Source organism: Alteromonas sp. 14N.309.X.WAT.G.H12, from assembly GCF_036697315.1.
Lineage (GTDB): Bacteria > Pseudomonadota > Gammaproteobacteria > Enterobacterales > Alteromonadaceae > Alteromonas.
Window position 1 is genome coordinate 1 of record NZ_JBAHZB010000006.1, and the last position, 14,588, is coordinate 14,588.

Consider the following 14,588-nt stretch of genomic DNA (forward strand, 5'->3'; position numbering starts at 1 on the left):
GGGTAAAGAAGATAAACCGGAATACAAACTCTCGGAACCTGTGCTGTCCATTGAGGTCACCACCCAAACCGGTGACACCATCACCTATCAAATAGGTAAGCAGGACTCCGGTGGCTACATACTTAAAACGTCTTTGCGACCTGAATATTTCAAGCTGGCCAATTACCGGGCAACGGCATTGCTTGACGATGCTAAGCTGGAAACATTAACACCGGTGAAAAAGACAGAAGAAAAACCAGACGACGATCAGCAACCAGAGCAGTCTAAGTAAGTTCCTGATCCGCTGATTTCATGCTGGCTTCATAAAGAAGCCAGCATGCTTGCAGAAAATGAGCCGCTAGTATATTGTTGTTATTAACAACATAAATCAGTGACGCCCAGATGGACTCAAAACTCCAGCGCGCAGAAGCGCTTTATGAAGCCGTTAACCAGTTGATCCGCGTACATCAGTTCCGTGATCGTGAAAGCATATACTGCCATAACGTGTCGGTAGCGCAGTGTTACGCTCTTGAAACACTGGTTAAACGCGGCCCCTTAAGGCTGAAAGCATTAGCCGAGGAAATGTGCCTTGATAAAAGCACCACTAGCCGTGTGGTTGATGCATTGCTTCGTAAAGGTTATGCACTTAAGACCTTAGATCCCCAAGATCAACGTGCAGTCCAGCTGTCCCTAACCGCTGAAGGCCATGCGCTCTATTCAACCATACGTAAAAGCCTGATTGCAGAAGAGGCATCAATGATAGCGGATATCTCTGATGACGTTGTGGATGCAGCGCTTGAGCTGTTGGGAAAACTTACCGTCGCAGCGCGGGCCCGACTCGGCGCGTAAGCTGTTTTTTTAACTATATTGTTGTTACTAACAACACTTTTGGAGGTTTATCTATGACTCACAAGGTTGACAACTTACCCGTCGCCGTTATTGGCGCCGGTCCTATCGGCTTAAGTGCTGCGGTTAACTTACTCGAGGAAGGGCTTACTCCCCTTGTGTTTGAATCCGGTGCCTGTGCTGGTGCCAACATCGCAAACTGGGGACATGTGCGTATGTTTTCCCCCTGGTCATACAATATGGATCCTAACGCCGTGTCGCTACTCAAGAAAGCGGGTTGGGAGGAACCGGCGCTCACCGAGTTTCCAACGGGAAGGGAATTGCTTGATCGCTATCTGCTTCCTTTGGCGTCTCACGAAAAGATTGCCCCCCATCTACATTTAAATACCCGTGTTGAAAGTGTCAGCCGCCAATATCATGATGTTCTGCGAAATGAAGGACGCGCGCAGGCTCCTTTCGTGGTTCGGGTTTCCAGTGCTGAAGGTGAACGCGACATCCTCGTTCGGGCCATCATTGATGCATCGGGTACCTATCAAACCCCCAACTGGCTTGGTGCTCATGGTTTTCCCGCCATTGGCGAGCTTGCGGCTTCGGCATCCATTAGTTACGGTATACCGAGTATTCTGGGTGCGCGTCGTGAACATTATGCAGGCAAAACCGTACTGGTCATCGGTGGTGGCCATTCAGCCTATAACGCCTTGCAGGATCTCGTCAAACTGTCTGAACAAGCACAAGACACACGTATTTTATGGGGAATACGCGGCGCGTCTGTGGATAACATCGTGCGCTCACCAGAAAATGATGAGCTGCAAGAACGTAGAAGACTCGAAGTGCATATTCAAACATTGTTGGAACAAGGGAAAATCGAGGTATTTACCCATATCGCCATCGAAAAAATTCAAAGTGATAATGGCAAACTAATAGTACACAGCCATTCACATCCATTGCCGCCGGTAGATGAGATCATTGCAGCAACCGGGTTTCGCCCCAATCTTGAGTTACTAAGTGAGCTGCGTATCGCCACGCATCCTGCCACCCAAAGTCCGGTTCATCTGGGTCCACTGATTGATCCCAATGTTCACACCTGTGGTTCCGTGCCTGAACATGGCGCAGCTGAGCTTTCTCATCCCGAACTCGGGCTTTATATTGTTGGCATAAAAAGCTATGGTCGGGCACCCACGTTTCTGCTAAAAACCGGCTATAAACAGGTTAAGTCAGTCACCTCATTGTTAGCCAATCCGGATGACATCGAAGCGACCGTTGAGAATACCCCGGTATCTTGTGAGGCTCGTGTCCCTAGTCCGTGTTGCAACAAATAAGCGCCTGCCCCTCTAATCTATGGGTTGTTAATGGGCTTGGGGTTAAGGGGCACTTTTCTTTTCTCGAATCGAGGGGAAGGCATGACAAATTTTATTCGTCGTCATCCGTTATTCATTGTCGTGCTCGCTCAGCTATGTGGTACGTCGCTTTGGTTCTCGGTCAATGGCGTGGGCTTGGCCCTCATTGCTGATGTGGGACTCAGTGAAAAAGATCTAGGCTGGTTAACCCTCACTATTCAAGCCGGTTTCATTACCGGTACCCTTGTTATTGCCACCACAGGTTTGGCTGACCAAATACGTGCCAGTCGCATATTCGTCATTGCCTGCTTAGCCGGTGCACTCGTTAATGCCGGCTTTGTGTTGGTGGCAGCCCATCTGCCCTTGGCGTTGCTATTGCGGTTTTTTACCGGTCTTTGCCTTGCCGGTATCTACCCACTTGGCATGAAGCTAGTGATTGGGTGGACACCTAAATATGTGGGCGCCGCGCTGGCATGGCTGGTGGGAATGTTAACCCTGGGCACTGCCCTGCCTCATCTGCTGCGTGGTGCCACCCTCGCGTTACCTTGGCAATGGACACTGCTGGGCGCTTCCGGGTTAGCGTTGCTAGGTGGCGCGGCGGTTTTCGTTCTCGGTGATGGTCCACACCTTCCCCCCTCAAGTGGTAAAGCACGGCTACGAGACGGACTTGCCGCTTTACGTGAATCCCGTTTTCGCGCTGTGGCAATGGGCTACTTTGGACACAGTTGGGAGCTGTATGCCTTGTGGACCCTAGTACCCTTTATGGTGGCCCGGGAAATGGGACGATTGAGCACACAAGGTTTTTCTACCCCATTAATATCCTTTTTCATTATCGCCCTTGGTCTGATTGGCTGTATAGGCGGCGGCGCACTAAGCCGACGGTTAGGAAGCCTATTCGTGGCGCGCTTGGCCCTTGGTGCCTCTGGGCTTATTTGTATGGTGTATCCATTGGTTGCCTTTTTATCCCCACCTGTGATGCTACTTTTACTCGCTTTATGGGGCCTGACTGTGATTGCCGATTCCCCTCAATTTTCGGCCCTGGCCGCACAAACTGCCCCCCGTGATCGCATCGGTTCAACCTTGGCCATGCTCAATGCCATCGGCTTTGCGCTGACCATTCCATCCATCGCATTAACCACAGCCCTGTGGCAATGGCAGGGATTATGGGTGGTGTGGTGGTTACTGCCAGGCCCAGTGATAGGACTTTGGGCAATGCGTAAACTTGGCCGTCAATAAAAAATGCCAGTCAGTAAAACTGACTGGCATTGTATTTTTTGGAACAGCAGATTAGCTACTTATAGCTAGCCCTACTCCCACTCAATAGTAGCCGGTGGCTTACCGGAAATATCGTATACCACACGAGAAATACCGTCGATTTCATTGATAATACGGTTAGATACTTTCCCTAAGAAGTCATAGGGCAAGTGCGCCCAGTGTGCAGTCATAAAGTCGATGGTTTCAACGGCGCGCAAGGAGACCACCCAATCGTATTTACGGGCATCGCCCATCACGCCCACAGAACGCACCGGCAAGAATACGGTGAAGGCCTGGCTCACTTTATGGTAAAGATCGGCATTGTGCAGCTCTTCAATAAAGATGGCATCAGCGCGACGCAATAAATCACAATACTCTTTTTTAATTTCACCTAATACCCGCACCCCTAAACCTGGGCCAGGGAACGGATGGCGGTACAACATATCGTAGGGTAAACCTAGCTCTAAACCAATTTTGCGGACTTCGTCTTTAAATAGTTCACGCAAAGGCTCTACAAGACCCATTTTCATGTCTTCTGGCAAGCCGCCCACATTGTGATGAGATTTAATCACGTGAGCTTTACCGGTGGCGGAACCGGCAGACTCAATCACATCAGGGTAAATAGTCCCTTGGGCCAACCATTTCGCATTGGATAATTTTGACGCTTCTTCGTCGAATACCGCCACAAATTCATTACCAATGATTTTACGTTTTTTCTCGGGATCTTCTTCTCCCGCCAAACGGGCTAGGAAGCGCTCTTCGGCATCGATCTTAATGATATTTAAACCAAAATGATCGCCAAACATGTCCATGACTTGTTGGCCTTCATTTAACCGCAGCAGACCATTATCCACAAACACACAGGTTAGCTTATCACCAATGGCGAGGTGAATAAGCATGGCGACCACCGAGGAGTCCACACCGCCAGAAAGGCCTAAAATCACTTCATCATCGCCCACTTTCTCTTTAATGCGGACAATGGCATCTTCGATGATGGCATCGGCGGTCCATAATTTTTCACAGCCACATACATCCATGACGAACTGACTTAAAATTCGCATTCCCTGACGGGTATGGGTCACTTCTGGATGGAACTGCACGCCGTAAAAACGTTTTTCAGGATTATGCATAGCCGCGTGAGGGCAGGAAGGCGTTTGGGCAATGGTCTCAAAACCAGCAGGAATTTCCGCCACTTTATCACCATGACTCATCCATACATCCAGTAACCCATTGCCATTTTCGCCAATGTGATCTTCAATGGTCTCTAACAGCGGACTCGATTTAATCACTTCCACTTGGGCATAACCAAATTCACGCTTATTAGAGCCCTGCACCTTGCCACCGAGTTGTTCGGCCATGGTTTGCATGCCATAACAGACACCCAAAACAGGTACACCGGCGTTAAAAACATATTCCGGCGCACGGGGAGAATTGAGTTCAGTAACCGATTCCGGCCCACCAGATAAGATAATACCGTCAGGATTAAACCCTTTTATCTGTTCTTCAGTGACATCCCAGGCCCACAGTTCGCAGTACACGCCAATTTCACGTACACGACGTGCAATTAGCTGAGTGTATTGAGAACCAAAATCTAAGATGAGTATGCGTTGGCTGTGAATATTCGTGGTCATTTTTTTACCTGTGTAGTAAAACTAAAAAAGGCTGGCAATGACACCAGCCTCATTCAATTACGTGCTTAGTACTTAGCCCAGACGATAATTTGGCGCTTCTTTTGTAATACTAACATCATGGACGTGAGATTCACCCATTCCCGCCGATGTTACCCGTACAAATTGTGCTTTGGTGTTCAGCGTTTCAATATCACCACAGCCTGTGAGGCCCATTGCTGAACGCAAGCCCCCCATTTGCTGATGAATAATCGTCGCAATTGGCCCTTTATACGCCACCCGACCTTCAATACCTTCAGGCACCAGCTTTTCGGCGTTATCCGATTCTTGGAAATAACGATCTGAAGAACCGTGGCGCTGATTCATGGCACCAAGGGAGCCCATGCCTCGATAGGATTTATAGTAACGTCCCTGATAAAGTTCAACTTCACCAGGGGCTTCTTCGGTGCCTGCTAACATGCTACCTACCATGACACAACTTGCCCCAGCGGCGAGGGCTTTAGCGATATCACCCGAGAAACGTATACCGCCATCGGCGATAACAGGAATACCGGTTCCCGCCAACGCGTCCACCGCATCGGCAATGGCCGTCATTTGCGGTACACCACAGCCGGTTACAATACGGGTGGTACAAATAGAACCTGGGCCAATTCCCACTTTCACACCGTCAACACCCGCTTCTGCAAGAGCTTTGGCACCATCGGCGGTCGCCACGTTTCCGGCAATAATTTGTAATTCAGGGTATTTTTTACGTACGGTAGTGACACGATCAATCACGCCCTGAGAATGACCATGAGAAGTATCAATAAGCAAGACATCAACACCCGCTTCTACCAATAAATCGATGCGTTCGTCTGTTCCTGGCCCTACGCCAACCGCAGCACCCACTCGCAAACGACCCAAGGAGTCTTTACAGGCATTTGGCTTGTTCTCGGCTTTTTGGAAATCTTTCACGGTAATAAGCCCTTTAAGCTTATAACCGTCATCCACTACTAATATCTTCTCGATACGATTAGCATGCATCAAATCCAGTACTTGCGCCGGATCAGCGCCTTCTTTTACCGTGACCAGTTTTGCTTTTGGTGTCATCACCTCTTTTACTGGTAAATCGGGGCGATTTTGAAAACGCATATCACGGCCGGTGACAATACCGATAAGGTTATTTTCTTTATCAGTCACAGGGAAACCGGAATAGCCGAGCTTTTTGCTCATCACCAATACGTCACCGATAGGGGCATTCTCTTCTACCGTCACGGGATCAGATACCACACCACTTTCGTATTTTTTAACTTCGCGAACATGGTTGGCCTGGGCTTCAGGTTCCATATTTTTATGAATGAAACCCATCCCGCCTTCTTGGGCTAAAGCAATGGCCAAGCGCGCTTCTGTGACCGTATCCATTGCGGCAGAAACCATGGGAATGTTCAGCGTGACATCGCGGGTTAAACGCGTTTGTAAGTTCGCGGTATGAGGTAAAACAGTTGAATGTCCGGGAACAAGCAGGACATCATCGAAGGTTAACGCTTCTTGAATGATTCGGAGCATGCAATTACACCTGAATAGTAGAGAGATAATTGCGGCGCAATTGTAGTGTTTTTTAATAATCAGGTAAACTCTATTTGTATTAAACTCTGAAAAATTTCATCTATGATTTTCAACACTCCGTCGACATCGCGCCAAATACTCACTGTTAGCAAGCTAAATCGCCTTGCCAGAACGGTCTTGGAAGGGGAAATTGGCCTCGTCTGGATCTCCGCCGAAATCTCAAATTTTGTGTGTGCGGCCTCCGGTCACTGGTATTTCACCTTAAAAGACAATAAAGCCCAAGTGCGGGCCGCCATGTTCAAAAATACCAACCGCCATGTTAAACAAAGACCTAAAGAAGGCGATAAGGTATTAGTTCGGGCATCAGTGGGGCTCTACGAGCCCAGAGGCGATTATCAGCTTATCGCAGAACACTTAGAGCTCGATGGCGAAGGCCAACTGAAACAAGCCTTTGAGGCGCTAAAACGCAAGCTTCAACAAGACGGGCTTTTTGACGCCGATGCAAAACGGCCACTTCCTGCCAACATTAACACCATCGGTGTGATCACCTCTCCTTCTGGCGCGGCATTGCACGATGTACTCACGGTATTAAAACGACGTAGCCCTGCAACCAATGTCATTATTTATCCCACCATGGTGCAAGGCGAACAAGCGCCTACGCAAATTATCAGTGCGCTAGAAACTGCCTACGCCCGCAACGAAGTGGATGTAATTTTATTAACTCGCGGCGGTGGCTCGTTAGAAGATTTATGGTGTTTTAATCATGAAGGCCTTGCCCATTGTATCTCGGCCTCCCCCATTCCCGTGGTAAGCGCGGTGGGGCATGAAATAGACGTGACCATTGCCGATTTTGTGGCTGACGTGCGTGCCCCTACCCCTTCAGCAGGGGCTGAATTGCTAAGTCAGGATCAAAACGCCCGTTTTCTTGCCATCAAGCAGCAACGTCAGGCACTTCACCGGGCTTGGTTACAAGTCGTTGGTCATCGCCGGCATGCCTTGATGATGCTCCGTCAACGCTTTAAAAACCTGCATCCGTCCAATCGCTTGCATAACCAGGCACAAACTCTGGATAGGCATCAGTTAGCCCTTACTCACGCCATGCGGACTAAACTGGCTACCCAACATGACAAGCTTCATCAATTATTGCGACGCCTTGATAACGTAAATCCTGTTAATACCCTGCACCGACATATGGATAAACAACAACGTTTACAGCATGAACTAGTGCGGGCCATAAAACAGATAACCGAACAAAAAGGAAAAAGCTTGGCCTACAATGCCCAGTTACTCGAATCGGTCAGCCCGCTAAAAACCCTGTCTCGTGGATACAGCATTACCTTTCAAGGCGACAAACCACTGACCAGTATAAAGGATGTGAAAAAGGGCGATCCTCTTCGTACCTGTTTGGCTGAAGGGGAAATCATCAGTATCGTCGATAAGATTGTCAGTGGCGGCCAAAAACCTGTGTAAAAAACTTGAGCATCAATGGCGGTTAGGTCAAACTAGCTGCCCCACAGACATAGGATGTACCGTGAAAAAGGTCAGTATTCTTCTGCTTCTGTCTATTCTAATGCAGGGGTGTCAGCAAGCGCCTCATGAGCAACAAAAGGTAGACAAAACACCCAGTTACCATGTCGGAGCACCGATAGCTTTATTTGCCACCTATCCAAGCCAGGCCATGAAAGATCTGTGTGATGAGAAAAACGTGTCTGAGGAACCGTGTAAGGAAGACCCCCTAAGCGGCAACCTTTTTGTTGAACAACTCACCCAATCTGGCTGGTTTGACAAGGTTTTGCCCGCCACGAACGCCGCTGATTATGAACTTTTAATTGCCACACTTTCTGCGCAGGTCTCCAATGACAACCCTGTGACTCAAGCTCAAGCTCAAAAAACCGGCAATGAGGGAAAGGGCAAGGTATCAACTAAGCCGTTGTATTTAACAGAGCTGACCGTGCAGTGGCGCGGCATCGAAATCGCGTCCCGTATTTTCGAAACGCCCTACAAACCCAACGGTACCGATAAAATGTATGTACAGAATATTCTACAAGCCTGGTGGCTACGAGCCATTGGAAAAAAGATATTTTCAGCAGAGTATTTATTTGATGCGTTAGGGGCAAGTGATTATAAGAACGACATGACGTTACCGAAGCAAATTCAGCAATTTGTCTTATTAGATACCCAGCTCTATCCTGATCCCTTTAAAGGGGTGATAAGTCGCTACATACATCCTGTATTTGAGGGCGCATTACTGGATATTACTGTCGCACCTATTTTAACACCGCTAACGGATCCGAAAGAAAAGCGTCTCGTCGCCGCGCTACAAAATAACCTGAATGAAGCCACCCGTATGGCACAAGCCCAATCACTGACTCTCACCATCGACGCGCCCATCGCCCCGTTCACGGTTGATAACGGTGTATTCCCCGGCTATTCGGGCTATCGTATTGCGGTGCGGGCCGAAAGTGAGTCCACCGAGACAATCTATGCCACCACCTACGCCTTTGAAATGAAAGATAAGCTGGTGACATTATCCACCACTTTCCCACCCCGTATTGCAGACGCTTTAATCAAGGAAGCATTACCACAGATTGTCGTTCCTGACCCTTCACCATTAATGCAAACACTACGGAAATTGGCGCAGCAATAGCCGTTCACAATACGGCTATTTTTTCTTTTTATGGAAGGACATCATCCGTCTGCGCTTACGTTGTTGAGCAAGGGTTAGCTGATTCTTCTTGCCTTCAAAGGGATTCGCTCCTTCCCTGAATTCAATTTTTATCGGCGTTCCCATTACCTTTAACGAACGACGGAAATAATTCATCAAGTAACGCTTATACGCACCGGGCAGATCGTTAACCTGATTACCGTGGATCACTATAACAGGCGGGTTATAACCTCCGGCATGGGCATATTTCATTTTCACCCGACGACCGCGTACCAGTGGCGGTTGGTGCTCTTGCTGGGCCATATCCATGATTTGGGTCAACAAGGATGTGCCCACCCGCTTAGTGGCACATTCATACGCTTCAATCACAGATTCAAACAAATTACCCACGCCTGAACCGTGCAGCGCAGAAATAAAGTGTAGTCTGGCAAAATCAATGAAACCTAAGCGGCGATCAAGCTCCCGTTTAATATCATCTTTGACATCGGTGCTCAAACCATCCCATTTATTCACTGCAATGACCAGTGAACGGCCAGAGTTTAAAATATAACCCAACAGACTTAAATCTTGATCGGCAATCCCTTCTCTGGCATCGATGACCAATAATACAACGTTGGCTTCTTCGATGGCCTGTAGGGTTTTAACAATGGAGAACTTCTCTACCGCATCGGCGACTTTTTTACGTTTTCTTACCCCGGCGGTATCAATCAGCACATATTCCCGATCGTCTCGCTCCAAAGGGATAAAAACACTGTCTCGAGTCGTGCCCGGCAAATCAAATACCACCACCCTTTCTTCACCCAAAATACGGTTAGTAAGAGTAGATTTACCCACATTAGGCTTACCAACAATGGCCAGCTTAATCGGCAGGTTCTTGAGCCGTTCTAACTGGGCATCGGCATCGAGTTCTTCTTCGATTTTCGGCTGTTCAGCCATATCAGGAAACGCGTCGGCAAGGGGAGAAAGGGTTTCATCTAGTAACTGAGAAACACCCCGCCCGTGAGCAGCGGCAATTTGATGCACCGGCCCCATTCCCAAGCGATAAAAATCACCGGTTTCACTGTCGGCGTCGATACCATCTACCTTATTGGCAACCACAAACATATTTTTGTTTATTTTTCTTAAATGATCGGCAATACCAATATCCGCAGGCATCAGACCCGCTCTTGCATCCACCAAAAAAAGTACCACATCGGCTTCATCGATGGCGCGCAGTGATTGCTGGGCCATTTCGGCGTCAATGCCTTCCTCATCGCCGGTAATACCCCCGGTATCAACCACAATAAACTGTTTTTTCTCATACGTTGCCTGCCCGTATTTGCGATCCCGGGTGAGACCGGGAAAATCAGCAACCAAGGCATCTCGCGTATTGGTTAAACGGTTAAACAGGGTGGATTTGCCCACATTCGGGCGCCCCACTAGTGCAACAACAGGCAACATGCTTGAAGTCCTAATTTATAAAATTTGAAAACACGCTGGCCGCGATTAAACGCGGCCAGCTTAACGATAGGGTTAATTATACCCCAAAATAGTAACAGACGTCAGCCTAACACTGACGTTGATGTGCGATACCTTACTCAGGCATGGAAATGGATGCCACTTCCCCTTCCCGGGTGATCGCGATTAATGCATCTCCAATATAAACAGGCGACACATACACAGACTCATCTTCATCATCACCACCTAAGTCATACCGGGCAACGATTTTACCGGTTTCTTTATTCAACCAGTGGAGTAAACCCCATTTATCCCCTACCACCAGATAATCGCCAGCTGGCTCAGCGGCCGTTAATACCCGCTTTTTCAAGCCGGTTTGCGACCAAAGCTCAATGCCGTTACGACGATCAAGGGCATACACATGTGAATTGTTATCTACCACATAGAGGGTTGTACCGTCGAGGGTGACATTGCGATAGCTACCATATTCCCGTTTCCATATCACGCGACCAGAGCGCAGTTCTACTGCAGCAAGCGTCCCGTTATAGGAAATGGTATAGATAGTGCCACCATACATTAACGGGGCTGCATCGATATCCACAATACGTTCTAGCTCTGTGGCACCCGCAGGCGATGTAATGGCTGTCTCCCAGGCAACCAGGCCAGAGTCAACGATATTCACTTGAATTTTGCCGGAGGCGGTACCCACGATCACACCACCATTGCTGATTGCCGGTCTTGAAATACCCCGTAACGACAATGGAGGAACGTCACCTTCTTGAATCCAGCGTTCTTCACCCGTTTGCGCATCTAACGCCACTAACGTACCAGCGCCAGTATTAACCACCACCAGATGTTCACCCGAAACAGGGGCAGCCAGAATTTCACCCGCCACGGTATTCGACCAGTTAATTTCTCCGGTATCGGCGTTAAGGGACAAGATCACGCCATCTTCTGTACCCACGAACACTTGATCGCCGTCTACCGATATACCAGCAACTTTTGCCGATTCACCTCTAGACCACATACGAGTAATGAATGACAGCATGCCTTCATCTTTGAAGATCGCCAAATCATGTTCCCACTGAGTACGCCCAGTTTTTGGATCTAGAGCAGCAATAAGCCCTCTGCGGTCTGCGACATAGAGTTTGTCGTTAGCATACACGGGGCGCAGACGTGAAAAATAATCTTCAACACCATCCCCGACCTCAGTTTCCCAATTAATTTGAGGCTCAAACTCAGCGTCCAGCGGTGCTAAACGACGGATTTCTAATTCTTCGTCATCTGCAAACCAGTCTGAAATAGTGGAACAACCTGATAGGGTCACTGACAACGTCAGGGCTAGTCCTATCGCGCGTGTAATTCGACCACACTGGCCACACGTTTTTGTTAACAAATCCGATACCTCTGCGTTGATTAATTCCCTGCCAATACGGGCAGGTTATCCAGCTTCATTTCGAGTAGAGCGTTACCACTGGCATTTTCCAATGCATCAGTATATGCCATGCGCGCGTCGTTAAATTTTTCTTGTGCCACATAGATATCGCCTCGCACTTCTTCGATTTTCGCTGAGAAAGCTTTATCCTCAAGCCCTTCGAGGGTGGCCAATGCTTCGTCTGTCTTTCCCAACTCTAACTGCACACGGGCTAAGCGAATGCTTGCCATGGTTGCGATATGCTCATCTGGGGCGTCACTTTTTACACCTTTTAATAAGGTTGCGGCTTTTTCCAAGTCGCCCGTTCTAACCGCCTGCTGCGCTGCGACTAACCCACCGATGGTGGCATAACCGGCGTTATCGGTTTCGTTAACAAACGCACTCAGCTCGTCAGTTTGGCCTTTTTCTTCCACCGCCATAACGGCATCTTGATACGCTACCGACGCTTCTTCTTTCGCTGCCCGCTGGGTATCAGAATAGTAACGCCAGCCCCATAAAGCGCCGAGACCTATCAATGCACCAATAACAATGGCCATACCATTGTCTTTCCAAAACTTTTTAATCGCTTCGACTTGTTGTTCTTCTGTAGCGAATTGTTCCATGTTTATAACCTCTAAAACGTGTTTTGCTGCTTAATGTGTCTACAGCGATTAATCCAGTAAACTTGATAATGTGTCTGCAAGAGAGGATAACGCAACCGTTTGTTGCTCACCATCCCCTCGCAGCGGCTTTACTGTGGCTGTATTATTTGTGGCTTCATCATCGCCTAATAACACCGCATATAGCGCACCACTTTTATCAGCCCGCTTTAATTGCTTCTTAAAGTTACCTCCCCCACAATGCATCATTACCCGCCATTGGGGTTTTGCATCGCGCAGCATTTCAGACACTTGTACCGCGTAATTGTCGGTACCCATGGATGTGATATACACATCAGCAGCACGTAACTCGTTATCAACGGATTGCAATGTGGTAAGAAGCAACACCAATCGCTCCATTCCCATGGCAAATCCTACCGCTGGGGCAGCTTTACCACCCAGCTGCTCTACCAAGCCGTCATAACGCCCTCCGGCACACACGGTACCTTGGGAGCCTAAGCTGTTGGTAACCCATTCAAAAACGGTACGATTATAATAATCCAGTCCACGGACCAATCTTGGATTAACCTGGTATTGGATACCCGCGTGAGACAATCGTTCACATAAAATTGAAAAATGTTGCTTAGATTCGTCGTCCAAATAATCCAGCAACGAAGGCGCGCCGGCTATGGCTGCCTGTACATCTGGGTTCTTACTGTCTAAAACCCGAAGAGGATTGGTTTTAAGACGGCGACGAGAATCCTCATCCAACTGCTCTATTCGGGCTTCTAAAAAGGCAACTAAAGCGTCTTTATAGCGTTGTCTGGCTTCATTTGAGCCCAACGAATTAATTTCTAACGTTACCTGGTCGCTAATACCAAAAGCCTTCCAAATACGTGCGCTAAGTAGAATGACTTCAAGATCGATATCTGGCCCAGCTAGACCATAGGTTTCCACACCAAATTGATGGAACTGACGATAGCGCCCTTTTTGAGGCCGTTCATGACGAAACATGGGGCCCATATACCATAAACGCTGCTGCTGGTTATAGATTAAACCATGCTCGTTTCCAGCCCTGACACAACTGGCCGTGCCTTCAGGACGCAAGGTCAGGCTATCGCCGTTTCTGTCCTCAAAGGTGTACATTTCTTTTTCAACGATGTCCGTTACTTCACCAATTGACCGTTTAAAGAGATCCGTACTTTCTACAATAGGCGTTCTAATTTCTTGATAACCGTAATTTGCCACCACTTGGCGCAACGTGGATTCCACTTTCTGCCATATACCAGAAACGTCTGGCAGGCAGTCGTTCATGCCGCGGATCGCCTGAATTGTTTTAGCCACCTGTTTTTCTCATCCACCTGATAAATAAAAGCCCCGCATTATAGGGGCAATACTACGAAACAACAATCACCGTCATAGCGAAGACCGGTTTAAACGTCTTTTACTTCAACGGGGATTTTATTCCCTTCATCTAATCGGGCGGCTTTCGCCCGAATTTTTCTTTCCAATTGATCAACGAGTGAATCATTCGCCAGCCTTTCCCGCTGACGTTTGCCATCCTCGTAAAAGCCGCTCATGTTACGTGCCCCTGTGAGTCCAAGATCAGAAACTTCGGCCTCACCAGGCCCATTAACCACGCATCCGATAATAGAAACATCCATGGGCGTCAGGATATCTTCAACCCGCTGCTCAAGGGCATTTACCGTCCCGATCACATCAAATTCTTGACGAGAACAACTCGGACAGGCAATAAAATTAATACCGCGAGAGCGAATACGTAATGATTTAAGGATATCAAAACCAACTTTTATTTCTTCAACGGGGTCCGCGGCCAACGACACACGTATTGTGTCACCGATACCTTCGGCCAACAGCATGCCT

The 14,588-nt window shown here is 48.3% G+C and carries 13 protein-coding genes; 6 read left to right on the forward strand and 7 right to left on the reverse strand.

The genetic code is table 11. The features are described from left to right. The 4 genes from V5298_RS04150 to V5298_RS04165 form a co-directional block, all read left to right on the forward strand. Nucleotides 1–271, forward strand: a 271-nt coding sequence (locus tag V5298_RS04150; RefSeq protein ID WP_332930212.1) for a hypothetical protein, incomplete at its 5' end; no start/stop codon positions are given. A 110-nt stretch (nucleotides 272–381) separates the two neighbouring features. Beyond that, nucleotides 382–828 carry a MarR family winged helix-turn-helix transcriptional regulator gene (locus V5298_RS04155; RefSeq protein ID WP_332930213.1) on the forward strand — a complete coding sequence of 149 codons (447 nt, stop codon included), beginning with the start codon at nucleotides 382–384 and terminating at the stop codon, nucleotides 826–828. A gap of 53 nt (nucleotides 829–881) precedes the next feature. Next, nucleotides 882–2,144, forward strand: coding sequence for an FAD-dependent oxidoreductase (locus V5298_RS04160; RefSeq protein ID WP_332930214.1), 1,263 nt, complete (start codon nucleotides 882–884; stop codon nucleotides 2,142–2,144). A gap of 81 nt (nucleotides 2,145–2,225) precedes the next feature. Then, entirely contained in the window at nucleotides 2,226–3,398 is a 1,173-nt protein-coding gene (locus V5298_RS04165) for an MFS transporter (RefSeq protein ID WP_332930215.1), read from the forward strand. Nucleotides 3,399–3,469: 71 nt separating this feature from the next. Here V5298_RS04165 and guaA read toward each other — a convergent pair whose 3' ends face one another. Then, nucleotides 3,470–5,047: a glutamine-hydrolyzing GMP synthase gene (guaA, locus tag V5298_RS04170; protein WP_332930216.1), complete on the reverse strand. Its 1,578-nt coding sequence runs from the start codon at nucleotides 5,045–5,047 to the stop codon at nucleotides 3,470–3,472. Nucleotides 5,048–5,119: 72 nt separating this feature from the next. After that, nucleotides 5,120–6,589, reverse strand: a complete 1,470-nt coding sequence (gene guaB / locus V5298_RS04175) for an IMP dehydrogenase (RefSeq protein WP_332930217.1) — start codon at nucleotides 6,587–6,589, stop codon at nucleotides 5,120–5,122. A gap of 102 nt (nucleotides 6,590–6,691) precedes the next feature. On the opposite strand from guaB, the gene xseA reads away from it, so the two are divergent. Together xseA and V5298_RS04185 are read left to right on the forward strand one after the other, a co-directional pair. Further along, nucleotides 6,692–8,059, forward strand: a complete 1,368-nt coding sequence (gene xseA / locus V5298_RS04180) for an exodeoxyribonuclease VII large subunit (RefSeq protein ID WP_332930218.1) — start codon at nucleotides 6,692–6,694, stop codon at nucleotides 8,057–8,059. 61 nt (nucleotides 8,060–8,120) lie between these two features. After that, complete coding sequence (locus V5298_RS04185) at nucleotides 8,121–9,236, forward strand: hypothetical protein (protein WP_332930219.1); 1,116 nt, start codon at nucleotides 8,121–8,123, stop codon at nucleotides 9,234–9,236. A 15-nt stretch (nucleotides 9,237–9,251) separates the two neighbouring features. Here the strand turns inward: V5298_RS04185 and der are convergent, their stop codons facing one another. The 5 genes from der to V5298_RS04210 all read right to left on the reverse strand — a co-directional run. Beyond that, on the reverse strand, nucleotides 9,252–10,694 hold the full coding sequence (gene der, locus V5298_RS04190) for a ribosome biogenesis GTPase Der (RefSeq protein ID WP_332930220.1): 1,443 nt from the start codon (nucleotides 10,692–10,694) through the stop codon (nucleotides 9,252–9,254). A 133-nt stretch (nucleotides 10,695–10,827) separates the two neighbouring features. Further along, nucleotides 10,828–12,087, reverse strand: coding sequence for an outer membrane protein assembly factor BamB (gene bamB, locus V5298_RS04195; protein WP_332930221.1), 1,260 nt, complete (start codon nucleotides 12,085–12,087; stop codon nucleotides 10,828–10,830). Between the two features lie 20 nt (nucleotides 12,088–12,107). Next, a complete protein-coding gene (locus V5298_RS04200; protein WP_332930222.1) occupies nucleotides 12,108–12,728 on the reverse strand; it encodes a tetratricopeptide repeat protein in 621 nt (206 codons plus the stop codon). A gap of 48 nt (nucleotides 12,729–12,776) precedes the next feature. Then, nucleotides 12,777–14,048: a histidine--tRNA ligase gene (hisS, locus tag V5298_RS04205; RefSeq protein WP_332930223.1), complete on the reverse strand. Its 1,272-nt coding sequence runs from the start codon at nucleotides 14,046–14,048 to the stop codon at nucleotides 12,777–12,779. Between the two features lie 89 nt (nucleotides 14,049–14,137). Then, the coding region (locus V5298_RS04210) for a flavodoxin-dependent (E)-4-hydroxy-3-methylbut-2-enyl-diphosphate synthase (RefSeq protein WP_332930224.1) at nucleotides 14,138–14,588 on the reverse strand (451 nt) is incomplete at its 5' end.